Raw genomic sequence first — 24289 nt, 5'->3', positions numbered from 1 at the left:
CCGTGCCAGTTGGACGCGAGCACCACCGCACCGGATGTCACGGACGGCCTACATGTTCACTCCAGAGAGTGAGCCCAGGGGCGGAAATCGCCTCAGGCGGAAAGTGTCGGTGCCGGGAGGCAGGATGACGGCATGGCTTCATGGCAGGAGATCGAGAGGGAAGTCCCCGAGCTGGCCGCCCGCGTGGTGCAGATCATGGCGAAGGGCAAGCACAAGACGATGGCCACCCTCCGAAAAGACGGCTCGCCGCGCATCAGCGGCATCGAGGTCGAGTTCAAGCAGGGCGAGGTCTGGTTCGGCTCGATGCCCGGCGCGGTCAAGGCCCTCGATCTGCGCAGAGATCCCCGCCTGGCCGTCCACAGTCCTTCCGAGGACGCCGACGAGGCCGATCCGAGCAGCTGGAGCGGCGACGCCAAACTCGCGGGCAAGGCCGTCGAGATCACCGACGAGGGGGTCCGCGCGAGCTATGGCGGCCCGCCCGGGCAAGAGTTCCACCTCTTCCGCATCGACGTCACCGAGATCGTCCTCACCCGCGTCGACGATGACGCCCAGCACCTGGTGATCGAGATGTGGCACGAGCCCACCGGCCACCGCGTCGTCCGCCGTAAGTGACACCCCAGCTCCCAGCCCATCACCCCCACTGACCGCCCGTCACCCGCACTCTGGCCGGCCCGGCCTCGCCCCGGCCGGCCCGTCATCCGCCCCGGCCGGCCCGTCATCCGCCCCGGCCGGCCCGTCATCCGCCCCGGCCGGCCCGTCATCCGCCCCGGCCGGGCCGTCATCCGCCCCGGCCGGGCCGTCATCCGCCCCGGCCGGGCCGTCATCCGCTCGGATTGGCGCGCCATGCGGCGGCCTGATTTGTCGGCGGATGTCTGAGATAGGCGACTTGCCGGAGGTTGATCTCTTCACGGCGGGCGTCCCTGGGTGCGATGATCGCCCGGTACGCGCCGACGATTGCCGTGTATCCGCAGTGCAGGAGAGTGTCCGGTGACAGAGCACGCGACGACCCCCGACCGGCCGCAGCCCGCCACCGACACTGCCGCGTCCGCGACCGCCGCAACCGCGACCGGCACCGCCGCAACCGCGACCGGCACCGCTGCGTCCGCGACCGGCGCCGCCGCGACCGGTACCGCCGCGACCGGCGTCGCAGTGCCGGAGGTGGACACGACCGTGCCGCATTCGGCGCGCATCTGGAACTACTGGCTCGGCGGGGAGGACAACTACCCGGTCGACCGCGCGGTCGGCGAGCAGACCATGCGGGTGCTGCCCGAGATCGTCGACATCGCCCGCCACTCCAGGGCGTTCCTCGGCCGTGCCGTCCTCTACCTGGCCGGTGAGGCGGGCATCCGCCAGTTCCTCGACCTGGGGGCGGGCCTGCCGACCGTCGACAACACCCACGAGGCCGCCCAGCAGGTGGCGCCCGAATGCCGCGTCGTCTACGTCGACAACGATCCTCTGGTGCTGGCGCACGCCCAGCAACTGCTGACCAGCGCGCCGCAGGGCATGACCGACTATGTCCACGCCGACGTGCGCGACCCGGACGCCGTCCTGCGGGCGGCGTCCCAGACCCTGGACCTCACGCGGCCGGTCGGCATCATCATGCTGGGCATCCTGCCCTTCATCGGGGACGACGCCGAAGCCGGGGCGATCGTCGCCCGCCTGCTGGACGCCGTGCCGGAGGGCAGCCACCTCGCCATCACCCACAGCACGAGCGTCGTCACCGGTGACCGGGTCGTCGAGGCCGTCCGTCAGTGGAACGCGGTGGCCCCGGCCCCGTACCACCTGCGCACCCCCGGCCAGATGGCGCGCTTCTTCGACGGTCTCACACTGGTCGACCCGGGCATCGTCTCCTGCCCGCGATGGCGCCCTGACCTGATCTCCCTCCACGGCCTCCCCGAGATGGACGAGTTCTGCGCGGTCGGCCGCAAGTAGGAGCCGCAAGTAGGAGCCGGGACCACCGGCGGACGCCCGCGAGCGCTCTCACCCGGCCGGGATGCACCCGCCCGCCGTCCAGCCCACCAACCCCACTCGCCCGGCCGGCTTCCGAAGGTCCTCAGAAGGTCTCCTGACGCCTTCGCTCAGGAGGTCTTCTGGTCCGCCGGAGGCTTCCAGTCCGGGTGGCCCGGCATCGGCGGTACCTTGGCGCCGTAGAGCCATCCTTCGATGTAGGAGGTCAGGTCGCGCCCGCTGACCTTGTTGGCCACGTCGATGTAGTTCCGGGTCGTCGCGGACGCGCCGCTGTACCGGTCGAAGAAGGTCCGCTCGATCCGCTTGAAGACCGCGTCGCCGACCTGGTGACGAAGGCCCGCGAGCATCAGTGCCCCTCCGTTGTTGCCCCCGGTCAGCACGTCCGCCGCCGACTTCAGCCGTGCGGGAGGCCCGGATTCGAGCCGCTTGCCGAACTCGAACTCGTAACGCTGCTTCAGGACGTCGTCGAGCTCCCGGTACCCCTTGTCCACGGAATAGAGCAGCTGGTAGTAGTCGGCGTGGCCCTCGCTGATCCACATGTCGTTCCAGTCGTGCGGCGAGACGGCGTCGCCGAAGTACTGGTGGACCAGCTCGTGGATCATGGTCGGCGCGATCTCCTTCACCGGTTTCGCCAGTCCGTCGACGGCGAACGTGGAGAGCGTCGCCGACTCAAGGGCGACGCCGGCGTAGGTTCCCGGCACTCCCAGCACCCCGTAGGCCTCGTAGGGGAACCTGCGGCCGAACTCCTTCTCCATCCAGGCGACCTGGCGGGCGATGTCGTCCACCATCGGCTTGGCCGCCTTGTACCGGCCGGTCGCGATGTAGCTGCGAATCGGCAGGCCGTGCGGGCCGCGCGCCGTCACCTTCGTGAAGCGGCCGACGGCCGCCTGCGCGACATCGGTCGGGATGGCGTCACGGCCGACGTAGGTGAAGGTGGTCCGGTCCCCGGTCGTCTTGCGCGATCGCAGTGTCCCCCCGGCCACGGCCTGGAGGTCCTTCGGCGTGGTGATGCGGAAGGTGAACCGGGCCTTGTCGCTCGGGTGGTCGTTGCCGGGGAAGAACATGTGGGCGCGGTCCGGCTGGCCCATGAGCGCGAAGCCGTCGTCCTTGTTGATCCAGTGGTCGAGGATGTGCGTCCCCGGCGGGTAGGAGGGCGACGGCGGGTTCTGCCCGCGATCGACGCGGTAGGAGATGTCGACGTGGAAGCTCTCGCCCTTGCGCAGGGCGTGCTTGGGAGTGATCAGGAGCTTCTCGCCCGAGACCCGGAACGCGGCAGGCTTGCCCTGCACGGCGACCGACTTGACGCGCTCGACCGCCGAATCCAGGCTGAAAGCCGACAGCGCCTGCGTCGCCGTGGCCGTGATGCGCACCGAGGAGTCCATCTTCAGGGTGCCCGCGCGGTAGTCGTAGGCGACGTCGTAGGAGCGGACGTCGTACCCGCCGTTCCCGAGGTAGGTGAAGAGCCGATCCCCGGCGGTGTGCGCGCCGGGCCGGGGGGCCTCACGGCCGGACGTGCCGGCCCACGTGGGGGAAAGCCCCGGGGCCGCTGAGATCGTCACCGTCACCGCCGAGGCGACCGCCAGCGCGGTGAGCGACCTGCGCGCGGCCTCGCGGCGACGTCGCGCCTGGCGGCGCCGGAGGCCGAGCGCCTCGAACGCGGCCGGCGCCGGCCGCGCGCCGGACGGGCCGGTTCGCGGTGACGGCTGGGCGTTGAACGCGTCGCCGGGTGCGGGAACGGAGAACATGTCGACCACCTTCGGGAGTCAGGGCGCCGCTTCGGCGCGCTGGGACAACCCTGGCCGGGGAGGATGTCCGCGCTGTGGAGACCGGGCCTTCGCCGTGGCTCAGCCGCGTATCAGTCGTGTAGCGAGGCGGCGGACGCGGAGCGGCCGAGCGGGCGGACCGGCCGCCTCACCCGGGTGGCAGGGCCGCGGCCGGCAGGGGTCTGAGGGCGCCCGTCACCCGTGAGCGGGTCGACAGGCGCGAGCTAACTTTTCATTTCTTATGAATAGTTATTGACGTTGCGTCCGCCGGGATGCCAATGTGTGCTTCGGCCTGGCCGCCCCCCACCTCTCCACCTCCTCGCTTCCCGGAGGCCACCCTTGAACCACCCAACTGTGAGCCGGCGCGGCTTCCTCGCCGGCGTCGGCGCGCTCGGCATGACGTCGGCCCTGGGCGCGTGCGCGACGAGCACCTCCTCCGGGCCGGCCGCGGCAGGAGCCGGCGCCACGTCGAAGGCACTGCAACTGAAGTCCCGCGAGACCAGCGACAAGAGCCGCAAGGCCATGCAGGCGCTGCTCGACGAGTTCGTCAAGCTCAACCCCCAGTACAAGCCGACGCTGAACACGATGGAGGCGGCCGCCTTCCAGCAGCAGATCCGCGCCGACCTCGCGCTCGCCACGCCGCCGGACGTGCTCACCTGGTTCGCCGGAGAGATCGCCGGCAACTTCGCCCAGCAGGGCCTCCTGCTCGACGCGACCTCCGCGTTCCCCGCCGACGGCTACAGCGAGCAGTTCGCCAAGCTGTCCTCCGACGCGTCCGGCAAGAAGATCTTCGTCCCGACCAACTACTACTGGTGGGGCATGTTCTACCGGACGTCCATGTTCGAGAGGTGGGGCGTCTCCGAGCCGAAGACCTGGGACGAGTTCATCGCGCTCTGCAAGACCCTGAAGGGCAAGGGCGTCAGCCCGCTTGCCCTGCCGCTCGCCGACGCCGCCTGGCTCACCGCGTCCTGGTTCGACTACCTCAACCTGCGCGTCAACGGCGCGACGTTCCACCGGGCGCTGCTGGCCGGGCAAGAGAGCTACACCGACGCCCGGGTGGCCAAGGTGCTGGACGTCTGGCGGGAGGTCCTGCCGTATCTCGACCCCGCCGGCAAGGGGCTGTCCTTCCAGGAGGGCTCGGCCAAGTGGCAGCAGGGCAAGGACGCCGTCTTCCTGTGCGGGCCCTTCCTCGCCGACGCCATGCCGGCCGAGGTGAAGGCCGACGTCGACTTCTTCCAGTTCCCCATCGTCGACCCGGCCGTGCCGGTGGCCGAGGAAGCGCCGCTGGACGGCTTCATCGCCAGCGCCCACACCGCCAACCCCGACGGGGCGCGGGCGTTCCTGTCGTACGCCGCCACCCCGGCGGCCCAGGAGCTCTACCTCAAGATCTCCGAGAACACGCTCATCCCGGCCAACGGCAACGCGAAGTCCCCCTTCTCGACGCCGCTGCAGGAGAAGGGCCGGGCGATGGTCGCCGCGGCGTCCGACGTGACGCAGTTCTTCAACCGCGACTCCAACGACGACCAGCTCAACGCGCTGACGACGGCCCTGGTGAGGTTCATCGACAAGCCCGCGGAGGCCGGCGACATCCTCAAGCAGTGGCAGCGCGACTCGGAGAAGGCCCGCGGTAACTGACGATGGCCGCCGTTCCGAAGTCCTTCTCGCGCGGCTCCCGCGGCGTCGGCGCCCTGTCCCAGGGCGCACGGCAGGGGGCCCGCGAGAAGGCCGTCCTTCTCGCCTTCGTGCTCGTGCCGTTCGCGGCGGAGATGCTCTGGACATTCTGGCCGGCGCTGAACAGCGTCTACATCTCCCTGACCCGGTGGGACGGCATCTCCCCGCCCGTGTTCGTCGGGCTGGACAACTACCTGCGCATGTGGTCCGACGAGACGTTCCGCACGGCGTTCGGCAACACCGTGGTGTGGCTGGTGCTGTTCGGCGGGCTGTCGGTGCTGGGCGGGCTGGGGCTGGCGCTGCTGCTCGACCGGCCGCGGCGGGGGGTCGGCTTCTACCGCGCCGTGTTCTTCCTGCCGGTGGTGTTCTCCATGGTGGTCTCCGCGCTGGTCTGGCGGATGATCTACCAGCCCGACGGCCTCGTCAACGGCCTGCTCACCGCGGCCGGGCTGGAGGACCAGGCGCGCATCTGGCTCGGCGATCCCGACACCGCCCTCTACGCGCTGATCGTGCCCGCGCTGTGGCGGCAGATCGGCTACATCATGGTGTTGTTCCTGGCAGGGCTGAAGACGGTGGACCCGCTGCTGCACGAGGCGGCGAAGATGGACGGCGCCACCGCCGTCGAGCGGTTCCGCTACGTCACGCTGCCGCAGCTGCGACCGATCAGCACGGTGGTGCTGGCGGTCACCGTCATCGACGCCCTCCGCTCGTTCGACATCGTGTGGGCGCTGACCAAGGGCGGCCCGTATCACTCCTCGGAGCTGCTCAGCACCTACCAGTTCTCGACCGGCGTGCTGGGATCCCAGCTCGGCTACGGGTCGGCGCTCGCTGTGGTGATCTTCGCGCTCACCATGGCCACGATCGTCGTCTACCTCGTCCGGAGCCTGCGCGAGGAGGAGACCGCATGACGACCATGAACGCCCGGCTCAGGCCCTGGCTGTTCCACGGCACGATGGGCATCCTGGCCGCGTTGTGGCTGCTCCCGCTCGCGCTCGTGGTGGTGACCTCGTTGCGCACGTTCGACGACCTCGCGGCGAGCGGGCTCGCGAGCCTGCCCGGCGGCTTGACGATCGGCCCCTACCAGCAGGCCCTCAGCGCGGGGGAGTGGCGGGCGATCGGCAACAGCCTGCTCATCACGGTGCCCGTCGTCGTCGCGACGCTGGCCCTGGCCTCGATGGCGGCCTACGGCCTGGCCAGGCACCGCATCCCCTTCCGCAAGACGCTGCTGCTGCTCATGCTGGCCGGCAACCTGCTGCCCGCGCAGCTGCTGCTGATCCCGGTGGTCAAACTGACCGAGCGGTTCGGCCTGTTCGACACCCGCATCGGCATGATCGTGGTGTTGACGGCCGTCGGGCTCGGCTTCTACACCTTCGTCCTGCACGGGTTCATGCGGAGCATCCCCCAGGAGATCACCCAGGCGGCCAAGATCGACGGGGCCACCGTCTTCGGCGTCTACCTGCGCATCGTGCTCCCGCTCACCAAGCCGGCGCTGGCCGCGCTGGGGTCGCTCGCCTTCACGTGGACCTTCAACGACCTGCTGTGGGCCATCACCCTGCTGCGCGACGAGACCAAGCTGCCGGTCACCCCGGCCATCCTCGGCATGCAGGGGCAGTACTTCTCCTCCTGGAACGTCATCGCCGCGGCCACGGTCCTCGCGGCGATCCCCACCGTGGTGGTGTTCCTGCGCTTCCAGCGCTACTTCATCTCGGGCCTGCTGATCGGATCCTCCAAGTGACCGCGGAGCCGAGCGCGGCCCGCGGGGTGTGGACGGCGGGTGGAGCGCGGTGAGAGATTCCGCATGATCACATACCTGACACGAGGACGGCGAAATTGAGCGTGTATCCGGGCCGCGGCGTGCACGGGCAGGTCGTCGAGGCGATCGGCCGGCGGATCGTCAGCGGCGAGGACGCTCCGGGGTCCACCCTCAACCTGGACGGGCTTGAGGTCACCTACGACGTCAGCAAGACCGTCGTGCGCGAGGCGCTCAAGGTCCTCGCGGCGAAGGGGCTGGTGGACGCCCGGCCCAAGCGCGGCACCTTCGTCCGCCCCCGCTCCGAGTGGAGCCTGCTCGACCCCGACCTGCTGCGCTGGCAGTTCGAGGCCCCGACGGGCGGCGGGCTGCTCGACGACCTGTACGAGGTGCGGACCATCGTCGAACCCGCCGGCGCCCGGCTCGCCGCGGCCCGCCGCACCGACGAGGACCTGGCCCGGCTCACGGACACCCTCGCCGCGGTCGGCCCGGACTCCGGCGCCCAGGAGATCGTCGAGGCCGACCTCGCCTTCCACCGCCGGCTGCTGGAGGCGTCGCGCAACGAACTGCTCATCCGGATGGAGTACATCATCGAGATCGGGCTGCGGGCCCGTGACCTGCTCGTCCACGGCGAAGGCCACCAGGACGACTTCCTGCCTCCCCACCAGGCCGTGCTCGACGCCGTGCGCGCCTCGGACCCCGACGGCGCGGAGCGGGCGATGCGCGCACTGCTGGAGCAGGCCGCCAAGGACGAGCAGGCGATCAAGAATCGGGGACGACAATGAAGATCGTGAAGGTCGAGACCTTCCTCGTGCCTCCACGCTGGCTGTTCTGCCGCGTGGAGACCGACGAGGGGGTGGTCGGCTGGGGCGAGCCGATCGTGGAGGGCCGCGCCGAGGCGGTGCGCGCGGCCGTCGGCATCCTGGCGGAGTACCTCATCGGGCAGGATCCGCTGCGCATCGAGGACCACTGGCAGGTCATGGCCAACGGCGGCTTCTACCGCGGCGGGCCGGTGCTGTCCAGCGCGCTCGCCGGCCTCGACCAGGCCCTGTGGGACATCGCCGGCAAGACCTACGGCGCGCCCGTCCACGCGCTGCTCGGCGGGCCGGTCCGCGACCGGGTCCGCATGTACGCGTGGGTCGGCGGCGACGCGCTCGGAGAGCTCGCCGAGAGCATCGCCGCCCGCGTCGAGGCCGGCTTCACCGCGATCAAGATGAACGCCACCGGGCGCATGCCCGCCCTCGCGACCATGGCCGACGTCGCCGGCGTGGTGGACCGCGTCGCCCTGGCCAGGGAGGTCCTCGGCCCGTCCAGGGACGTGGCCGTGGACTTCCACGGCCGTGCCAGCGCGGCCGACGCCCGGCGCATCCTGCCGCTCATCGCCCCCTTCCAGCCGATGTTCGCCGAGGAACCCGTGCTGCCCGACCGGCCTCACCTGCTGCGCGACGTCGTCACGGCGAGCAGCGTCCCGGTGGCGACCGGAGAGCGGCTGTACTCCCGGTGGGACTTCCGGGAGGCCCTCGAGGCCGGCGTCGCCGTCGTCCAGCCCGACCTGTCCCACGCCGGAGGCATCTCCGAGACCCGCAGGATCGCCGCCCTCGCCGAGGTGTGGGACGCCAAGCTCGCCCCGCACTGCCCGCTCGGCCCCCTCGCCCTCGCCGCGAGCCTCCAGGTCGCCTTCGCCACTCCGAACTTCCTGATCCAGGAGCACTCGATCGGCATCCACTACAACGAGGGGGCCGATCTCCTCGACTACGTCATCGACGCCGAGGTGTTCCGCTTCACCGACGGGTACGCCTCCCGGTCGGACGCCCCCGGGCTGGGCGTGGAGATCGACGAGGCGGCGGTCAGGCGCGCCGACCAGGACGGGCACGCCTGGCGCAATCCCGTCTGGCGGCACGACGACGGCGGACTCGCCGAATGGTGACGCCCCCGGCCCCGCCCCACACCCGCTCCGAGCCGGCCCGCGACGCAGGTGGTGAGGCCCCGTCCCTGCTTCGGCCCGGCCTTTCGTGGCGGTTGCCGACGTTCCCCGCCCCGCACCGCACCCGCTTCGAGTCGGACCAGGGTGGAAGATGCTGACGGCGCCGATCTCGCTGCGCGCCCGCTTCGAGCCGGCCCGGGGTGGCGGATGCTGACGGCCCCGGTCTCGCTGCGCGCCCACTTCGAGTTGGCCCAGGGCGGAAGATGGACCTCGCTCGCGGGCGGTGGCCGCGAGTGGCTGTGGTCCCGCCCCGACGATGCCCGGCCGGGCGTGGCTCCCGGTCACGAGTTCGTGGACGCGGGAGGCCTCGAAGAGTGCGTGCCCACCGTGCGGGGCCGTCCCGACCACGGCGACGCCTGGAGCCGCCCCTGGACGGGCACACCGGCCGCGGCCGTGGTGACCTGCGACGACTTCGAGCTGCGGCGCGAGGTCACCGAAGAGGCGGGCGCGGTCGTGGCCACCTACCGGCTGTCCGCCGGCCCCGGGTACGCGTTCGTGTGGGCCGCGCACGCGCTGCTCGACCTCGGCGAGCGGGCAAGGCTCGACGCACCCGCGGGCGTCCTCGCGCGGATCTTCCCCGAGGCCGCCCCGCTGCTCGATCGTCCCTGGCCCACCGGCGCCGCCTACCTGGAGGGCGCCTGGCCGGCGCCGTTCGGGCTCGCGCTCGACCGGCTTGGCCCGGACGACGGGACCGCGGTCGGCGCCGTGGTCCGCTGCCCGGCCGTCCGGGTCGTCGACGGCGCCGACGTGCTCCACCTGCGCGTGGAGGCCCCCACCGGAGTGCCCGTCTCCACCGCCCTGTGGCGCAACCTCGGCGGGTTCCCCGCGGGCGCGCCCTACCGCAGCATCGGCGTCGAGCCCATGCTCGGCGCCGTGTTCGACCTCGCGGAGGCGGGCCCCGGCGACGCGGCCGTCGTCCCCTCCTCCGGCGAGCTGACCTGGCGGCTGATCCTGACCGCGGAACGGATCACCGACGACCGCGCCCAAGCGGTCCCTGACCGATGACCGACACAAGTGGTCTCCGGCCGATGACCGACCACGGCCGGTTCACAGCGGGACGGATGATCGATGACCGACCACGGCCGGTTCACAGCGAGACGGATGATCGATGACCGACCACGAGCCCTCCTTGAGGGGACGGATGATCGATGACTGAGCACGAGAAGTTCCTGGCGGCGCTGGCCGCGCGGCGGCTGCTGGCCATCGTCCGCGGCGCCGACGCCGACGCGGCGCTGCGCGCGGTGGTGACGCTGGCCGAGGAGGGCGTGGACCTCATCGAGGTCTCCCTCGTGACCCCGGACGCCCTGACGGTGATCCGGCGCGCGCGGGAGATCGTCGGGGACGCCGCCGGCCTCGGCGCGGGCACCGTGATCACCGCGGACGACGCGCGGCGGGCGGCCGACGCGGGGGCCCGCTACCTCGTCACGCCCGCCGTCAGCGAGGCGGTGGCCACCGGTCACCGGCTCGGCCTTCCCGTCCTCGCGGGGGCGCTCACGCCGACCGAGGTCGTGACCGCGCTCGGCGCCGGCGCGACGGCGATCAAGCTGTTCCCCGCGTCCCTCGGCGGCGTGCGCCATCTGAAGGCGCTGCGCGACCCCTTCCCCCACGTGCCGTTCGTGCCGGTCGGCGGGGTCGGGGCCGCGGAGGCGCGCGACTACCTGCGCGCGGGAGCGGTCGCGGTCGGCGTGGGTTCCCCCCTCGTGGGCGACGCCGCCGACGGCGGGAGCATCGACGACCTCAGGGCCCGCGTCGCCACCTTCCAGGAAGCACTGTGAGCCGCGCTCGGGACCATCAAAGGCCAGGGCCCGCTCGAAGCTCCTTGGCGGACGGAGTGATCGACGTCGCCACCTTCGGGGAGACGATGGCCGCCGTGCGGGCGATCGATCCGCTCAGGCTCGGCGGTGCGATGCGCCTGTCGGTCGCGGGCGCCGAGTCCACCGTCGCCATCGGCCTCGCCCGCCTGGGGCACCGCGCCCGGTGGATCGGTCTCGTCGGAGACGACGAGACCGGGGCGCTCGTGCTGCGCACGCTGCGTGCGGAGGGGGTCGACGTGGCCCATGTCCGGACCGACCACCGGGGCCCGACCGGGCTGATGCTGCTGGAGCGCCGGGTCGGCGACCTGACCCGGGTGATCTACCACAGGTCGGGGTCGGCGGCGTCGTACCTGGAGCCGGCGGACGTCCTGCCCGCGCTCGACCCCGCCCCCGCGATCCTGCACGTCACCGGCATCACGCCCGCGCTCGGCCCCGGCCCCGCCGCGGCCGTGCGCGCCACCGTCGAACGGGCGGCGAGGACTCCGGGGACGCGGGTGTGTCTCGACGTCAACTACCGCTCCCGCCTGTGGGACCGGGACCGCGCGGCCGAGGTGCTGCGCGGGCTGGTCCCCTCGCTGTCGCTCGTCGTCGCCTCGCACGACGAGCTCGACCTGGTCGCGCCGGCCTCCGCGACGACCGAATCCGACCGGGTGGCCGCGCTGCTGGACGCGGGGGTCGCCGAAGTGGTCGTCAAGCGCGGGGCCGACGGCGCGAGCGGGCACACGCCGGAGGAGACCGCGCACGTCCCGGCGCGCCGCGTGGAGGTGACCGACCTGGTCGGCGCCGGCGACGCCTTCGTCGCCGGCCACCTGTCCGGCACGCTCGACGGTCTCGGCCTGGCCGGCCGCCTCGGCCGCGCCGTCACCTGCGGCGCCTTCGCCGTCGCCTCCTCGGGCGACTGGGAAGGGCTTCCCACCCGGCACGAGCTGGCGCTCCTCGACGCCCTGCCCGGCTCCACCCTGCGCTGAAACGAGATGTGATCGCATGAACGTCTGGTGCCCGGCCTCCTGCGAACTGGGCGAGGGGGCGCGCTGGGTCGACGGACGGCTCGTCTTCGTCGACATCCTCGCGGGCCGGCTGCTCGCCGCCCCGGCCGACCGGCCCGGACCGGCGCGGGTCCTGGCCGAGGTCGGCGTGCCGCTCGGCGCGGTGGCCCCCACCCGCTCCGCCGGTCGCTGGCTGGCCGCCGCCGGGCAGGGCTTCGCGCTGCTGGACCAGGCGTCCGGCACGCTCGACTGGATCGCCCGGCCGTTGCCCGCGACGTCCCGCATGAACGACGGGGTCTGCGACCCGTCGGGCCGCTTCTTCGCCGGCGGCATGGCGTACGACGCGGCGCGGGGAGCGGGCGCGCTCTACCGGGTCGGTCCCGACCTGAGCGTGACCACGGTGAGAACCGGCCTGACCATTCCGAACGGCCCGGCCTTCACCGCGGACGGCCGCACCATGTACCTCGCGGACAGCGCCGAGGGCCGCATCGACCGCCACCCGGTCGACCCCGCCACCGGCGACCTCGGCGAGCCGTCCGTCTTCGCCACGCTCACCGACGGCTCCCCGGACGGGATGACCGTGGACGAGGAGGACCATCTGTGGGTGGCGGTGTGGGGCGGCTCCGCCGTCCACCGCTACGCCCCCGACGGCCGGCTCGTCAGCGTCGTCCCGGTGCCCACCCCCCAGCCGACCAGTGTCTGCCTCATCGGCGGACGCCTGCTCGTCACCTCCGCCGCCTACGGCCTCGACCCGGTGCCGGCGGGCGCCGGATCGGTCTACGCGGTGGACGGCGTGGCCCGCGGCCGCCCGGCGAGCCGTTTCCCGCTCGACTGACCTTCCACGGCTTTCCGGCGCCCGAGGGGCGGGTCGTTCACATGACCGCGATCGCTGCGCCGATCACGCCGCGCCGACGGCCATGGCCACGAGTTCGCCCAGCACCTCGCGCTCGATGTCGAGGAACGAGCGCTCCTCACCCTCGGCGATCCACTTCCTGAAGGCCACGCCGAACACGGTCATGCCGGATTCCGCGGCGAGGGTGGCCATCGCGTCGGGAACCCCTCGCGACCGGAGGGCGGCGGCGACCGCCGAGGCCAGCCCCGCCAGCTTCAACAACTCGCGTTCCTGCAGCGCGGGATTCCCGGAGATGATCGTCTGCCGCCGCCTGGAGTGGTCGCGGCGCTCGGCCGGGAAGAGCGCCGCCGCGGCCGACAGGGCGAACTCGACCATCTCGAGCGGTGACGCGTGCGGCGCGGCCGCGGCCACCCCGTCCAGCAACGCCTGTTCCAGCAGCTCCTGTCCGCTGAAGAGCACCTCACGCTTGTCGGCGAAGTGGCGGAAGAACGTGCGCTCCGTGAGGCCGACGGCCTGGGCGATGTCGGCCGCGGTCGTCTTCTCGAAACCGCGACTGATGTAGAGGTCCATCGCCGCCGCCTGCAGGCGCTCGCGCGCCCCGGGCTCCCATCGCACCATGACCGCCACTCTAGCGATGACAGCGGCCGACATGAGCGCTACAGTGACATCAGTGACTGACATCAGTGACTGACATCGCTCGCTTCGTTCATCAGGCCTCAGCGCCGAAGGAGATCATTCACATGCGCGTTTTCGTCACCGGAGCATCCGGGTGGATCGGTTCGGCCGTGGTCGACGAACTGCTCGCCGCCGGCCACGAGGTCACCGGGCTCGCCCGCTCCGGCGCCTCCGCCGCGTCCCTGGAAGCGAAGGGTGCCCAGGTCCGCCGCGGCGACCTCGACGACCTCGACGGCATCCGCGAGGGCGCCGCGGCCGCTGACGCCGTCATCCACCTCGCCAACAAGCACGATTTCGTCAACCCCGCCGTCTCCGCTCAGGCCGAACGGGGCGCCGTGCAGGCCATCGGCGACGTCCTGGCCGGATCAGGCCGGCCGTTCCTGCTGGCGTCCGGCACCGCCGGTCTGGCGCAGGGCCGGATGGCGACCGAGGACGACAGGTCACCTTTCCACGGCCCTGAATCCCCCCGAGGCGGCAGCGAGAACCTCGCGCTGGAGTACGTGGATCGAGGCGTGAACACCGTCAGCGTGCGGTACGCCCCGACTGTGCACGGCGACGGCGACCACGGGTTCATCGCGGTCCTGGTCGCCATCGCCCGCGAGAAGGGGGTCGCGGGCTACGTCGGCGACGGCACGAACCGCTGGCCGGCGATCCACCGGTCGGACGCCGCGCTGATCACCCGGCTGGGACTGGAGAAGGCTCCGGCGGGAACGCTCCTGCACGCGGTGAGCGAGGAGGGAATCCCCACCCGGGAGATCGCAGAGGCCATCGCGAGAGGACTCGGCGTTCCCGTGACCTCGATCGCACCGCAGGACGCGCAGAAGCACTTCGGATGGATCGGCCGATTCTTCGCCATGGACGCCCCCACGTCGAGCGCTCGCACGCAGGAGCTCCTCGGATGGGCTCCGAGCGGGCCTGGCCTCATCCAGGACCTGGACGCCGGATCCTACTTCCGCGCCTGACGCGCCTGAGGGCCGGCGCGCCGGCGGTGTCGGTCTCGGCAAGGACGGCACGTGGTGGCGAGGACGCGCGGTCGGCGGGGCTCGCCTGATCCGTGGCTTGGACGTGACGAGTCTGTGCGCTGAGCACCTGCCTCGCCGGGTGTGGTGCCTGAACGGCTTGGGCTGCACTCGGGGATCGCGCTGTGAGCAGGGGAGATATCGGAGGCGATATCGGTCCTGTCATTGCCCCGATATTGGACATATGGCGAAAGGTCTGGTCTGCTCGGCGGGCAGCGACGCCCCGGCGCCCAGTGACTCCGGGGTCCAGTGACTCTGAAGGTCCAGTGATTCCGGGTCCAGTGATTCCGGGGTTCAGTGACTCCGGGGTTCAGTGACTCCGGCGTCCGGTGTCCTCAACCGGACCCTGACCATCCGACCAGCCCGAACGACCGACTGGACCCCGCCGTCTCGTGAACCCTCCGCACCGGCCCTCCGACGCCACCGCCGCGCCCCGCCCGTCCCTCGCCCCTGGCGACATGGGTCCAGCACCCCATGCGGGCATTCCCGGCGAGCGGAGAAACTCGGCCGGACCGGTCACGGTGGCGGACCCGGGACGCCGGGCGATCGTGGTCATCATCGTCATGCAGCTGGCCATCTCGATCGGCTTCTTCGCCGTCATGGCGCACCTGGTCGCCCACCTGCGCCATGACCTGGGCCTGCTCGCCGGAACCGTCAGCCTGGTGCTCGGCCTGCGGGTAGCGGTCCAGTACATGCTGTTCCTCCCGGCCGGCGCGCTTGCCGACGCGATCGGCCCCGGACGTGCCGGAGCTCTGGCCTGCGCGCTCCGGGCGGGCGGTTTCGCGCTGCTGGGCACGGCCACCGGCCTCGGCGGGCTCCTCCTCGCCGCGGTGGTGCTGGCGGTAGGCGGAGCCCTGTTCCACCCGTCCGCCCAGTCCTTGCTGGCCGGCGTGGCGCCCGCCCGCCGTTCCCGGGGCTTCGCGGCCTACCTGATCGCCGGCCAGGTCGGCGCGGTGGCCGGCCCACCCGCAGGCCTGCTCCTCCTCAGCGTCGGCGGCTTCGGAACGCTGTCGGCGCTGGCAGTCGTCGCATGGACGGGCGGAGCCGTCCTGTTCCTCCTGCTCCCTCCCGTACGCGGCACCGCGAGGCGAACCGAGGTGCTCCATGACCGGCCGTCCGCCGGCATCTCGGCGGTGCACCGCGTCCGGAGGTCCCGCGAGCCGTCCGGCGGCGTTTCGGCGGTCCCGCGTGAGTGGGCGCCGCGTGACCGTCGGTCCCGCGAGCCGTCCGGCGGCATCTCGGCGGTGCTGCGTGACCGGCGGTTCCTCGTCTTCGCCGTGACGGTGGCGCCGGCCACGCTGCTCGCCGACCAGGTGGTGAGCGTGGTCCCGCTCAAGGAGGTCGGCGGTCAGGCGAGCACCCTGTTCTTCTGCGTGGTCGCGATGGCCACAGCCGCGGTCCAGCCCTGGTGCGCCGCGGGCGGCCGGGCCGAGCGTCCCTGGGTGCTCAGAAGCGGCCTGCTCTGCGCGGGCGCCGGCTACCTGCTCCTCCTCGCCATCCCGTCGGGCGGTGTCCCGCCAGGCGGCGCTCCGCCGGCCGGCCCGTCGGCCCCCATGCCGTCGGAGAGCGTCCTCACCGGCGGCATCTTGCCGGCCGGAGGCTCGATCGTCCTGCTCACCCTCTTCGTCATGGCGGCCGTGCTGCACGGACTGGCCTCCGGACTGACGCAGTCGGCGCTGTTCCAGACGGTGACGCGCCGCGCGCCGTCCGGGCGGTTCGGCACGTACTTCGGGTTGCTGAGCTTCCTCGGGGGCGCGGTCGCGCTGGTGGGCGGCTTCACCGTCGGCCGCCTCTTCGACGCCGGAGGCCGGGGAGAGGTCACGGCCCTGATCGGCCTGGCCGCGGTGGCGGCCCTTTCCGCCACCGCCGTACGAGCACCCCAGCGACCCTCGCGAGACCGGCACGGATCATAGGGACGGAGTAACGCACATGCGTGAGCTGATCTTCTGCGCACTGGTCGTCGTGCCCGCGGTCTTCCTGACGCTGGCCATCCGGCTCGTCATGCGCGGGATTGGGGCGCTGCGACGAGGAAGGCTTCCCTCGGTCGACGAGGCCCTGTCGGCGAAACCCCTGGGGGAACTGGCCGTGATGTCCGCCATCGGGACCGCTCTCGTCTGGGCGCTGGGCATCGCATTCGGCTTCTTCTTGCTCGACCCCGGCCAGATGTGCGCGATGGCCGCCGCACGCTCGGAGGTGTACACGGACGCGGCGTTCGCCGGCGTCGTGACCCATCACGCCTTCCCCGTGGCCGCGACCTGCGCGTGGGCCGACGGCACCGAATACGACCTCGTGCCAGGCTGGATCAACCCGCTGATCGCCCTTTTCGCGCTGACCTTCGTGGCCGCACTCCTGGCCCTCACGGCGGGAGCCGTCCGCCGGCGTCAGGGCCGCTACAGATCGCCGAAGGGCTCGCGGTCGTAGCGGAACTCGGTCGTAGTCGTCCTCGACGATCAGCGCGTCGCGTTCGTGCGCCCACGCGACCAGCGCGTGGCGTGGCCGGCTCGTCCACTGCGATCTCCATGCATCTGATCGCGGGCGTCCCTCCGAAGGACAGGGTGTGATGACGTGGGAGACCTCCGGCCGGGCGGCGGAGGAGGAGGGCGCGGTCCCGGCGCGGCCGGTCGGCCGCCGGTTCGCCGTCGCGGGCGCCGTCCTGCTCGCCGCCATGATGGGCGCCCAGGTCGCCACTGGGCTGTCGGCAGGCGACGTGAGGCTGACCACGCTCGTCGTGCTCCTCCTCGCCGCGTCCGCGCTGACCTTCGCGGCGGCCGTCCACCGCCCGGCGCGCGCCGCCGCGGCGTTCGCCGCCGCCGCGGCCGTCGGGTACGCGGCGGAATGGATCGGGACCAGGACCGGGCTGCCGTTCGGCGACTACCGCTACACCGGGGCGCTGTGGCCCAGTCCGGGCGGCGTCCCGCTGGTCGTCGCCCTCGCGTGGGGCGGGATGGGGCTGGCGGCCCAAGCGGTGGCCTGCCGCATCGTCCCCGCAGACCGCGCGACGGCCCGCGCCTGCGTGGGAGCCCTGGCCCTGACGGCGTGGGACCTGTTCCTCGACCCCCAGATGCTCCGGCTCGGCCTGTGGGAGTGGGCCGACCCGGGACCGTACCGAGGCGTGCCGCTCAGCAACTTCGCGGGCTGGTTCCTGGTGTCGCTGCTGGTGATGGCCGTGATCGGCGCGATCGCGCGCGACCCTGCGCAGGGCGGAGCCGCGGTCGGCGGGTCGGTGGCGGGCCCGGCGGCTCGCGGGCTCGCGCCGGGCGGGGCCGGGCTGGTCGCGCTCTACACCGTGATGGCGGTGATGGAGACGATCGCCTTCGCGGCCGTGTTCCGCCCTCCCGACCCGCTGGTCGCCGCGGTGGGGGGCATCGCGATGGGGACGTTCGCCATGTCTGCCTGGAGGCGCTCATGGCGGAGGTGATCGTGGTCGGCGGCGGCGTGGGCGGCATGGTCTGCGCCTTGTCCCTGGCCCGGAACGGGCACGCGGTGCGGCTGTACGAGCGACTGCCCCGGCTCGGCGGCAAGCTGGCCGAGCACCGGCGGGACGGTTTCACCTTCTCGATCGGCCCGTCGCTGCTGACGCTGCCCGGACTGTTCCGCGACCTCGGGGTGCCGCTCGACCTCGTGGAACCGGACGAGTTGTGCCGCTACCGGTTCGCCGACGGCTCCACCTTCTCGGCATACCGTGACCCCGGTCGCACCGCCGCCGCCGTGGAACGGCTCGCGCCGGGGGAGGGCGAGCGCTGGCGGGCCTTCCACCACTGGGCCGAGGGCTGCCTCGCGGCGTCGCGGCGCACGTTCTTCGCCGGTCCGATGCCGCCATCCTTGCGCCCGTCCCGGCATCCGCAGCCGGAAGGATCCTCGCTGGGAAACCTGTTCTCGCCGCCGGATCAGCCCTTGCCGGATCGGTGCCACCAGTCCGTTCGATCCTCACCGCCGCTTCGGCCCGCGTCGTCGCCGGCGCCGGCGCGGCCGCGTGTCGCCGACCTGTGGGCCGTCGCGCCTGGGCGCACTCTCGACGGGCTGGCGCGCCGGTTCTTCCGCGACCCCCGCCTGCGTCAGTACGTCGACCGCTACGCCACCTATGCCGGGTCCAACCCCTTCCGGGCCCCCGCCGCGCTCGGCTGCGTCCCCGCCATCGAGCACGGCGAGGGCGGCTGGTACGTTCCCGGAGGGCTGCCCAGGATCGCCGACGCCCTCGCCGTCCTGCTCGACAAGGCGGGGGTCGAGGTCCGCGTCGGCGCGGAGGTCACCGAGGTGCTGGCCGACCGCACCCGCGTCCGCGGCGTGCGACTCGCCTGCGGGGAAACGGTGCCCGCCGCGGCGGTGGTCGTCAACGCGGACGCGGCGGCGCTGTACGGGCGACTGCTGCCCGACCGGGCCCGCCTGCGGCGCATCGCCAGGCTCGGCCCGTCGTCGTCGGCGTTCCTCCTGCTCGCGGCCGTCGAGGGGAGGACCGAGGGGCTGCCGCACCACTCGATCGTGTTCTCCGCCGACTACCGGCGCGAGTTCGGCGACATCTTCGACCGGCGCCGGCCGCCCGCCGACCCGACCGTCTACATCGGTTGCTCCGCCGTGGACGACCCCTCCCAGGCTCCGCCGGGCGCCGAGAACTGGGTGATGCTGGTCAACGTCCCCGCAGGCGACCCGTCCCGCTGGCCCATGTCGCCGGAGGCGTACGGCGCGCACGTGCTCGACCGCTTGGCGGCGCGCGGCCACGACCTGTCCGGACGGCTACGCTTCGTCGAGACCTTCACCCCCGCCGACATCCGCGACCGCTACGGAGCGCCGGGCGGCGCCATCTACGGCAGCGCGTACGGCGGGCCGCTCGCCCCCTTCAGGCGTCCGGGCAACCGGGGGCCGCGGCGCGGCCTGTACCTGGTGGGCGGCTCCACGCACCCCGGCGGGGGCCTGCCGCTCGTCGCGATGGGCGGAAGCATCGTCGCGGGCCTGGTCGAGGAGGACTTCCCCATGCGGGCCTCGCGGTGAAGCCCGCCGCAGCCGTCCGCGCGTACGCGGTCGCGCCGGCCCCGACGGTCGTCCGTGCCATACGTGGTGTGACTCCGGGGCGGGTGCTCGCCGTCGCGCAGGGGCTGGCGGCGGCGGCGGTGCTCGTGCGGCTCGCGCGCGGCCGCCGTCGCCTGCCCCCGCTGACCGCCGCCTCCGCACGTTCTGACGGAGAGGACGCCCGTGGCCGGCGTCCGGACGGAGGGACCGCCGCTTCCTGGCCTGCGGGCGGGGGCGGCGCCGCGATCTCGGTGGTGATCCCGGCCAGGGACGAGGAGGCACGCATCGGCCCCTGCCTCGCGGCCGTCCTCGCCGACCCCGCCGTCACCGAGGTGATCGTGGTGGACGACCGGTCCTCCGACGGCACCGCCGCCCTCGCCGCCTCGCTCGGCGCGACCGTGGTCGCCGGACGTCCGTTGCCCGGAGGCTGGGTGGGCAAACAGTGGGCGCTCCACCAGGGCCTCCAGCGGGCCCGCGGCGACGTCGTCGTGACGCTGGACGCGGACACCCGGCCCCGTCCGGGCCTGTTCGCGGCGCTGGCGGACGCCCTCGCGGGGCGTGACCTGGTGAGCGCCGGACCGCGGTTCGTCTGCGACGGGGTCGCCGAGCAGGCGCTGCACGCCTCGTTCCTCGCCACGCTGGTCTACCGGTTCGGGCCGATAGGTTCGCCGTCCGCGCCGCCGCCCCACCGGGTGGTCGCCAACGGCCAGTGCCTGGCCTTCCGCCGGGAGGCGATGCTGCGGGCCGACGGGTTCGCCCGGGTACGCCGCCACATGACGGACGACGTCGCCCTCGCCCGGATGCTCGCCGCCGACGGGTGGCGGGTCGCCTTCCTCGACGCGGGCGGCCTGCTGGAGGTCGACATGCACGAGTCGGCCGCCGGGGTGTGGCGGGAGTGGGGCCGCTCGCTGCCGCTGGCCGACGTGACGGCTCCCGGGTGGCGGGCCGCGGACCTCGCCGTCGTGTGGCTCGCCGGCGCCCTGCCGGTGATCCGGCTCGCGGCCGGCCGTCCGACCCGGCTCGACCTCGCCCTTCTCGCCGTACGGACGCTGCTCGCGGGCGCGCTGCGCGGCAGCTACACGCGGCCGGGTCCTGGGGTCGTCCTGTCGGTGCTGCTCGACCCGGCCACCGCCGTGCGGCTGACCCACGCGACCCTCCGGCCGGTGCGCACCTGGCGGAAGCGCACCTATACCGGGATGGCGGGGAACCGGTGCTCCGCCGGGCCGGCCGGGTACCGGTCCCACGTCGCGAAGGTGCGGAACCGGTTCTACGCCGGGATGGTCAGTTACCGGTCCTTCGCCGGGAAGGTCCGGAACGCCGTCCGGTCAGGGCCGCCTGGGCGAAGCGCAGCCCGATGAGGCACATCAGCGCGCCGGTGGCCGCGACGTGGCCGATCGGGGCGAAGAGCAATTGCGCCACCGGCAGCGCGAACACCGCGGTCCGCGCGGCGATCGTGAACGACCGGGTCAGCGCGGCGGTCACGGCGAGCAGGGCCAGCCCGAGCGCGAAGGCGGGTGGGCAGAGCACGGCGAACCCTCCGGCGAAGGCGAGGATCGAGCGCCCGCCCCGGAACCCCGCGAAGACCGGCCAGGCGTGTCCGGCCATCGCCGCCGCCACCGCCGCGTACGCGGTGGGCACGCTCGGGCCGGCGACCACGCCCAGCGCGGTGGTGTGCGCGCCGCCGGCCAGCAGGCCGAGCAGCCCGGCGAGCAGGCCCTTGAGCAGATCCCCCGCGAAGACCGGGGCGGCGCCGCGCCCGCCGAGCCGCTCCCGCACGTTCCAGAAGCCCGGGTTGCGGTCGCCGACGTCACGGGGGTCGAAGCCGTGGGCACGGGCGACCAGCACCGCCACCGGAACCGAGCCGAGGAGGTAGCCGCCGATGACCGACACCGGCACCTGGACCAGCGCTGAATCCATCGCTTCCTTTCACCTCAACAGATATGCGGATCTGGGCGCCATGCGGTACATGGCGGAGGACCGTCCGGTGCTGCGCCGCACGGAGGGGCTGGTGTTCTGGCGGCTGCTCGGCACCGGGCGGGGAGCGTCGATGACGCTGGGCGCCGATCCGCGCCGCTGGGCGCTGTTCGCCGTGTGGCGGGACGAGGCGGCGCTCGACCGGTTCCTGGAACGCTCGCCGATCGCGGCCCGCTGGCGGCGCGAGGCCATCGAGTCCTGGCAGGTACGGCTCGCGCCGCTCGCCTCGCGCGGCCGCTGGGACGGCGTCGCCCCCTTCGGCGCCGGCCCCCGCGGGCCGGTCGTGCGGGGATCCGTCCCGGACGGGCCGGTGGCGGTGCTGACGCGGGCGGCGATCCGTCCCCTCCGGCTGGTGGCCTTCTACCGGTCGGTGGCGGGGGTCGACCGGCTGCTGCGGGAACAGGACGGGTGCCTGGCCTCGGTCGGCGTGGGGGAGCGGCCGCCGGCCCGGCAGGGCACCTTCTCCCTGTGGCGGGACGCCGCGGCCGTCCGCGCCTTCGCCTACGAAGCCCGGGCCCACCGGCGGGTGGTGGACCGGGTCCGCGCGGAAGGCTGGTATGCCGAGGAGCTGTTCGTTCGCTTCACCCCCTATGGCAGCGAGGGCGTCTGGGACGGCGCCGACCCCCTCGCCGCCGCCGTCCCCGATTGAGCCGTCCCGAACTCCTCCTGCTACGCCGGGCGAACCGTCTCGGTCTCCTCGCGCCCCGTCGGCCGATTCGTGCTGCGGGTGTGCCCGAGCTGCCCGGTTCGCGCTCACCGGGCGGGTTTGATGGTCAGGCGGTCCCGGACGCGGGCCACCACGCCGCCCTCGGCCAGGTCGCGGGCGACGACGCAGGCGCGGGCGATCGTCGAGGCGCGAGATGAGCCGTGGGCGACGACCACCGTGCCGGTCAGCCCGAGCAGGACCGCTCCGCCGTGCGTATCGGGGTCGTAGAGGCGGCCCACCTCGCGCAGCCGCTCCGGCCCGGCGACGCCGTGCCGCGCCAGCAGCGCCAGGGTCGCCCGAACCGTCCCCTCCACGTTCTTCAGCACGACGTTGCCGGTGAATCCGTCGGTGACGATGACGTCCACGGTGCCCGCGAGCACGTCGTGGCCCTCCACCGTGCCATGGAAGCGCAGCGGCGTCCAGCGCAGCAGTTCCTCGGCCCGCCGGGTGAGCCGGTTGCCCTTGCCCGGCTCGGCGCCGATGGACAGCAGGCCCACGGACGGGTCCGCCACCCCGAGGACGAGCTGGGCGTAGGAGACCCCGAGGAGGGCGAACTGGGCGATCATCTCAGGGGACGGGTCGACGGTGGCGCCCGCGTCGATGAGCACCGTCGCCCCGCCGCGCACGGACGGGAGCGCGACGGCGAGGCCCGGGCGCAGCACCGGCGGCGCCAGGCCCAGCCGGCGTACGGCGGTCGCGACCACCGCGCCCGTGGATCCGGCCGACACCAGCGACGCCGCGGTGCCCTCGCGCAGCAGCCCGAAGCCGACGGCGAGACTGGAGCCCGTCTTCGCCAGCGCCCCCGCGCCGCGCTCGGCCATCGACACGACTTCGGTCGCGTGCGCGACGCCGACCTCGCCCTCCGCGCCGAGCGCGGCCAGCTCGCGGCGGAGCACGTCCGACCGTCCGGTGAGGATCACCGGGACGCCGTGCTCGCGGCGCGCCCGCACCGCCCCCCGCACGGTCTCGGCCGGGCCGTGGTCCCCGCCCATGGCGTCGAGGACGACCGGCCGCGCCGCCCGCCCGTGGCCGTCACCATCGCCGTCGTGGCCGCCACCGCGGCCGTCGCGGCGCTCGGCCGGATCGTCCCGCGGGGTGCCTCGCATGTCAGGGGACGTCTCGTCCCACGGGTCGCGTCGCACGTCAGGGAACCTCCACCCGGACCCGGCGCTCGGCACGGCCGGCGGTCGCGGCGGCGGCCAGGTGCCGGCCGAAGACGGCGAGCCTGCGCCGCGTCGGAACCCTGGCACGCGCGGCCAGCACGTCGTGCCCGGCCGCCTCCACCTGGTCGAGGATCCCGCTGTACAGCTCGTACGCCGCGCGCACACACGGCCGCGAGGACGGGACGAGCAGCTCCACGCCGTCCAGCGCACGCCGGTAGTGGTCGCGCGCCCGCTCCGCCTCGAAGGCGACGAGGGCCCGCACCGCGCGGCTCGCCCGCCTCTCGCCCAGGTCGTCCTCGGCGACGCCGAACTTGTCCAGGTCCGACAGAGGCAGATAGATGCGCCCCCGGGCGAAGTCCTCCGAGACGTCGCGGATGAAGTTGGTGAGCTGGAAGGCCATGCCGAGCTGACGGGCCGGTTCACGCGCCTCTTCGGCGGCGCCGGGCAGCGGTTCGAGGATGGGCAACATCATCGTGCCGATCACCGCGGCCGAGCCCTCCATGTAGCCGAGCAGGCCCTCGTAGGTGTCGTAGCGGCGAACGGACAGGTCGGCCCACATGGAGGTGAGGAAGGCGTCGATGTCGGCGGTGTCGATGTCGAAGGACCGCAGGGTGTGCGTGAACGCGGGCAGGACCGGGTCGGCGGTCGGCCTCCCGGCCACGCAGTCGGCCAGGCGGGCGGTGAGGCCGTTGAGCGCCTCGGCCCGGTCGGTGGTCAGGTCGAAGGAGTCGACGATCTCGTCGGCGTAACGGGCGAAGCCGTACAGCGCGTGGACGTGGGGGCGCTTCCAGGCCGGCAGCAGCCGCGTGGCCAGGTAGTACGAGCGCCCGTAGGCGGCGTGCAGCCGCCGGCAGCATTCATAGCTCATGGTCAGGGTGGTCGGGACCGGCGGCGGGGGAGCCGCCGGCTCCGTCGGTTCCTCCGCCCGGTCGAGCGGTTCGGCACGTTCCGGCGGTCCG

The 24289-nt window shown here is 73.2% G+C and carries 23 protein-coding genes; 18 read left to right on the top strand and 5 right to left on the bottom strand.

What is annotated here, in order from left to right; translation table 11 throughout:
• Positions 1 to 132: 132 nt before the first annotated feature.
• Together ACFO60_RS01415 and ACFO60_RS01410 are read left to right on the top strand one after the other, a co-directional pair.
• Positions 133 to 612 (top strand): pyridoxamine 5'-phosphate oxidase family protein, encoded by a 480-nt coding sequence (locus ACFO60_RS01415; RefSeq protein WP_380835882.1) that lies wholly within the window; start codon positions 133 to 135, stop codon positions 610 to 612.
• A 375-nt stretch (positions 613 to 987) separates the two neighbouring features.
• Positions 988 to 1932, top strand: coding sequence for an SAM-dependent methyltransferase (locus tag ACFO60_RS01410; protein WP_380835881.1), 945 nt, complete (start codon positions 988 to 990; stop codon positions 1930 to 1932).
• 146 nt (positions 1933 to 2078) lie between these two features.
• Here ACFO60_RS01410 and ACFO60_RS01405 read toward each other — a convergent pair whose 3' ends face one another.
• A complete protein-coding gene (locus ACFO60_RS01405) occupies positions 2079 to 3713 on the bottom strand; it encodes a M1 family metallopeptidase (RefSeq protein ID WP_380835879.1) in 1635 nt (544 codons plus the stop codon).
• Between the two features lie 357 nt (positions 3714 to 4070).
• Here ACFO60_RS01405 and ACFO60_RS01400 point away from each other — a divergent pair, with 357 nt between their 5' ends.
• The 9 genes from ACFO60_RS01400 (at position 4071) to ACFO60_RS01360 (ending at position 12771) form a co-directional block, all read left to right on the top strand.
• Positions 4071 to 5366: an ABC transporter substrate-binding protein gene (locus ACFO60_RS01400; RefSeq protein WP_380835878.1), complete on the top strand. Its 1296-nt coding sequence runs from the start codon at positions 4071 to 4073 to the stop codon at positions 5364 to 5366.
• Positions 5367 to 5368: 2 nt separating this feature from the next.
• Positions 5369 to 6310: a carbohydrate ABC transporter permease gene (locus ACFO60_RS01395; protein ID WP_380835876.1), complete on the top strand. Its 942-nt coding sequence runs from the start codon at positions 5369 to 5371 to the stop codon at positions 6308 to 6310.
• Positions 6307 to 7137: a carbohydrate ABC transporter permease gene (locus ACFO60_RS01390; RefSeq protein WP_380835875.1), complete on the top strand. Its 831-nt coding sequence runs from the start codon at positions 6307 to 6309 to the stop codon at positions 7135 to 7137. The genes ACFO60_RS01395 and ACFO60_RS01390 overlap by 4 nt, the downstream gene beginning before the upstream one ends.
• A gap of 101 nt (positions 7138 to 7238) precedes the next feature.
• On the top strand, positions 7239 to 7937 hold the full coding sequence (locus tag ACFO60_RS01385) for a FadR/GntR family transcriptional regulator (RefSeq protein ID WP_380836424.1): 699 nt from the start codon (positions 7239 to 7241) through the stop codon (positions 7935 to 7937).
• Positions 7934 to 9079, top strand: coding sequence for a galactonate dehydratase (dgoD, locus tag ACFO60_RS01380; protein ID WP_380835873.1), 1146 nt, complete (start codon positions 7934 to 7936; stop codon positions 9077 to 9079). The genes ACFO60_RS01385 and dgoD overlap by 4 nt, the downstream gene beginning before the upstream one ends.
• Positions 9080 to 9283: 204 nt before the next feature.
• Entirely contained in the window at positions 9284 to 10141 is an 858-nt protein-coding gene (locus tag ACFO60_RS01375) for a hypothetical protein (RefSeq protein ID WP_380835871.1), read from the top strand.
• Between the two features lie 143 nt (positions 10142 to 10284).
• Entirely contained in the window at positions 10285 to 10911 is a 627-nt protein-coding gene (locus tag ACFO60_RS01370) for a bifunctional 4-hydroxy-2-oxoglutarate aldolase/2-dehydro-3-deoxy-phosphogluconate aldolase (protein WP_380835869.1), read from the top strand.
• A 56-nt stretch (positions 10912 to 10967) separates the two neighbouring features.
• Complete coding sequence (locus tag ACFO60_RS01365) at positions 10968 to 11918, top strand: sugar kinase (RefSeq protein WP_380835868.1); 951 nt, start codon at positions 10968 to 10970, stop codon at positions 11916 to 11918.
• 16 nt (positions 11919 to 11934) lie between these two features.
• Positions 11935 to 12771: an SMP-30/gluconolactonase/LRE family protein gene (locus tag ACFO60_RS01360; protein WP_380835867.1), complete on the top strand. Its 837-nt coding sequence runs from the start codon at positions 11935 to 11937 to the stop codon at positions 12769 to 12771.
• A gap of 63 nt (positions 12772 to 12834) precedes the next feature.
• On the opposite strand, the gene ACFO60_RS01355 is transcribed toward ACFO60_RS01360, so the two are convergent.
• Positions 12835 to 13407, bottom strand: coding sequence for a TetR family transcriptional regulator (locus ACFO60_RS01355; RefSeq protein WP_380835866.1), 573 nt, complete (start codon positions 13405 to 13407; stop codon positions 12835 to 12837).
• Between the two features lie 122 nt (positions 13408 to 13529).
• Here ACFO60_RS01355 and ACFO60_RS01350 point away from each other — a divergent pair, with 122 nt between their 5' ends.
• From ACFO60_RS01350 to ACFO60_RS01325, 6 genes are all read left to right on the top strand, one after another.
• A complete protein-coding gene (locus ACFO60_RS01350; RefSeq protein ID WP_380835865.1) occupies positions 13530 to 14426 on the top strand; it encodes an SDR family oxidoreductase in 897 nt (298 codons plus the stop codon).
• 515 nt (positions 14427 to 14941) lie between these two features.
• Positions 14942 to 16396 carry an MFS transporter gene (locus tag ACFO60_RS01345; RefSeq protein WP_380835863.1) on the top strand — a complete coding sequence of 485 codons (1455 nt, stop codon included), beginning with the start codon at positions 14942 to 14944 and terminating at the stop codon, positions 16394 to 16396.
• Positions 16397 to 16412: 16 nt separating this feature from the next.
• The gene (locus tag ACFO60_RS01340; protein ID WP_380835862.1) at positions 16413 to 16904 is read left to right on the top strand and encodes a hypothetical protein; all 492 of its coding nucleotides are present in this window, start codon (positions 16413 to 16415) and stop codon (positions 16902 to 16904) included.
• Between the two features lie 139 nt (positions 16905 to 17043).
• Positions 17044 to 17901 carry a carotenoid biosynthesis protein gene (locus tag ACFO60_RS01335; protein ID WP_380835860.1) on the top strand — a complete coding sequence of 286 codons (858 nt, stop codon included), beginning with the start codon at positions 17044 to 17046 and terminating at the stop codon, positions 17899 to 17901.
• Positions 17889 to 19469, top strand: a complete 1581-nt coding sequence (locus ACFO60_RS01330; protein ID WP_380835859.1) for a phytoene desaturase family protein — start codon at positions 17889 to 17891, stop codon at positions 19467 to 19469. Before ACFO60_RS01335 ends, ACFO60_RS01330 begins: the two co-directional genes overlap by 13 nt.
• Before the next feature lie 68 nt (positions 19470 to 19537).
• Complete coding sequence (locus ACFO60_RS01325; protein ID WP_380835857.1) at positions 19538 to 20845, top strand: glycosyltransferase family 2 protein; 1308 nt, start codon at positions 19538 to 19540, stop codon at positions 20843 to 20845.
• On the opposite strand, the gene ACFO60_RS01320 is transcribed toward ACFO60_RS01325, so the two are convergent.
• Positions 20769 to 21404, bottom strand: coding sequence for a glycerol-3-phosphate acyltransferase (locus ACFO60_RS01320; protein WP_380835856.1), 636 nt, complete (start codon positions 21402 to 21404; stop codon positions 20769 to 20771). The genes ACFO60_RS01325 and ACFO60_RS01320 overlap by 77 nt on opposite strands.
• A 40-nt stretch (positions 21405 to 21444) precedes the next feature.
• On the opposite strand from ACFO60_RS01320, the gene ACFO60_RS01315 reads away from it, so the two are divergent.
• On the top strand, positions 21445 to 22110 hold the full coding sequence (locus tag ACFO60_RS01315) for a spheroidene monooxygenase (protein WP_380835854.1): 666 nt from the start codon (positions 21445 to 21447) through the stop codon (positions 22108 to 22110).
• Positions 22111 to 22214: 104 nt separating this feature from the next.
• Here the strand turns inward: ACFO60_RS01315 and plsX are convergent, their stop codons facing one another.
• Both plsX and ACFO60_RS01305 read right to left on the bottom strand, forming a co-directional pair.
• Positions 22215 to 23309, bottom strand: a complete 1095-nt coding sequence (gene plsX / locus ACFO60_RS01310; RefSeq protein WP_380835853.1) for a phosphate acyltransferase PlsX — start codon at positions 23307 to 23309, stop codon at positions 22215 to 22217.
• A 1-nt stretch (position 23310) separates the two neighbouring features.
• Positions 23311 to 24198 (bottom strand): phytoene/squalene synthase family protein, encoded by an 888-nt coding sequence (locus tag ACFO60_RS01305; protein ID WP_380835851.1) that lies wholly within the window; start codon positions 24196 to 24198, stop codon positions 23311 to 23313.
• Positions 24199 to 24289: the final 91 nt, after the last annotated feature.

Origin of the sequence: Sphaerisporangium dianthi (genome assembly GCF_042654065.1) — a bacterium.
Classification (GTDB): domain Bacteria; phylum Actinomycetota; class Actinomycetes; order Streptosporangiales; family Streptosporangiaceae; genus Sphaerisporangium; species Sphaerisporangium dianthi.
This window is presented reverse-complemented; position numbering and strand designations above follow the sequence as displayed.

What these genes read in the sequence shown, in the direction of transcription:
- ACFO60_RS01415 (WP_380835882.1), top strand. Translation starts at nt 133, where the DNA reads ATGGCTTCATGGCAGGAGATCGAGAGGGAAGTCCCCGAGCTGGCCGCC.
- ACFO60_RS01405 (WP_380835879.1), bottom strand. Translation starts at nt 3,713, where the DNA reads ATGTTCTCCGTTCCCGCACCCGGCGACGCGTTCAACGCCCAGCCGTCA.
- ACFO60_RS01395 (WP_380835876.1), top strand. Translation starts at nt 5,369, where the DNA reads ATGGCCGCCGTTCCGAAGTCCTTCTCGCGCGGCTCCCGCGGCGTCGGC.
- ACFO60_RS01390 (WP_380835875.1), top strand. Translation starts at nt 6,307, where the DNA reads ATGACGACCATGAACGCCCGGCTCAGGCCCTGGCTGTTCCACGGCACG.
- dgoD (WP_380835873.1), top strand. Translation starts at nt 7,934, where the DNA reads ATGAAGATCGTGAAGGTCGAGACCTTCCTCGTGCCTCCACGCTGGCTG.
- ACFO60_RS01375 (WP_380835871.1), top strand. Translation starts at nt 9,284, where the DNA reads ATGCTGACGGCCCCGGTCTCGCTGCGCGCCCACTTCGAGTTGGCCCAG.
- ACFO60_RS01370 (WP_380835869.1), top strand. Translation starts at nt 10,285, where the DNA reads ATGACTGAGCACGAGAAGTTCCTGGCGGCGCTGGCCGCGCGGCGGCTG.
- ACFO60_RS01360 (WP_380835867.1), top strand. Translation starts at nt 11,935, where the DNA reads ATGAACGTCTGGTGCCCGGCCTCCTGCGAACTGGGCGAGGGGGCGCGC.
- ACFO60_RS01355 (WP_380835866.1), bottom strand. Translation starts at nt 13,407, where the DNA reads ATGGTGCGATGGGAGCCCGGGGCGCGCGAGCGCCTGCAGGCGGCGGCG.
- ACFO60_RS01350 (WP_380835865.1), top strand. Translation starts at nt 13,530, where the DNA reads ATGCGCGTTTTCGTCACCGGAGCATCCGGGTGGATCGGTTCGGCCGTG.
- ACFO60_RS01345 (WP_380835863.1), top strand. Translation starts at nt 14,942, where the DNA reads ATGGGTCCAGCACCCCATGCGGGCATTCCCGGCGAGCGGAGAAACTCG.
- ACFO60_RS01340 (WP_380835862.1), top strand. Translation starts at nt 16,413, where the DNA reads ATGCGTGAGCTGATCTTCTGCGCACTGGTCGTCGTGCCCGCGGTCTTC.
- ACFO60_RS01335 (WP_380835860.1), top strand. Translation starts at nt 17,044, where the DNA reads ATGACGTGGGAGACCTCCGGCCGGGCGGCGGAGGAGGAGGGCGCGGTC.
- ACFO60_RS01330 (WP_380835859.1), top strand. Translation starts at nt 17,889, where the DNA reads ATGGCGGAGGTGATCGTGGTCGGCGGCGGCGTGGGCGGCATGGTCTGC.
- ACFO60_RS01320 (WP_380835856.1), bottom strand. Translation starts at nt 21,404, where the DNA reads ATGGATTCAGCGCTGGTCCAGGTGCCGGTGTCGGTCATCGGCGGCTAC.
- ACFO60_RS01315 (WP_380835854.1), top strand. Translation starts at nt 21,445, where the DNA reads ATGCGGTACATGGCGGAGGACCGTCCGGTGCTGCGCCGCACGGAGGGG.
- ACFO60_RS01305 (WP_380835851.1), bottom strand. Translation starts at nt 24,198, where the DNA reads ATGAGCTATGAATGCTGCCGGCGGCTGCACGCCGCCTACGGGCGCTCG.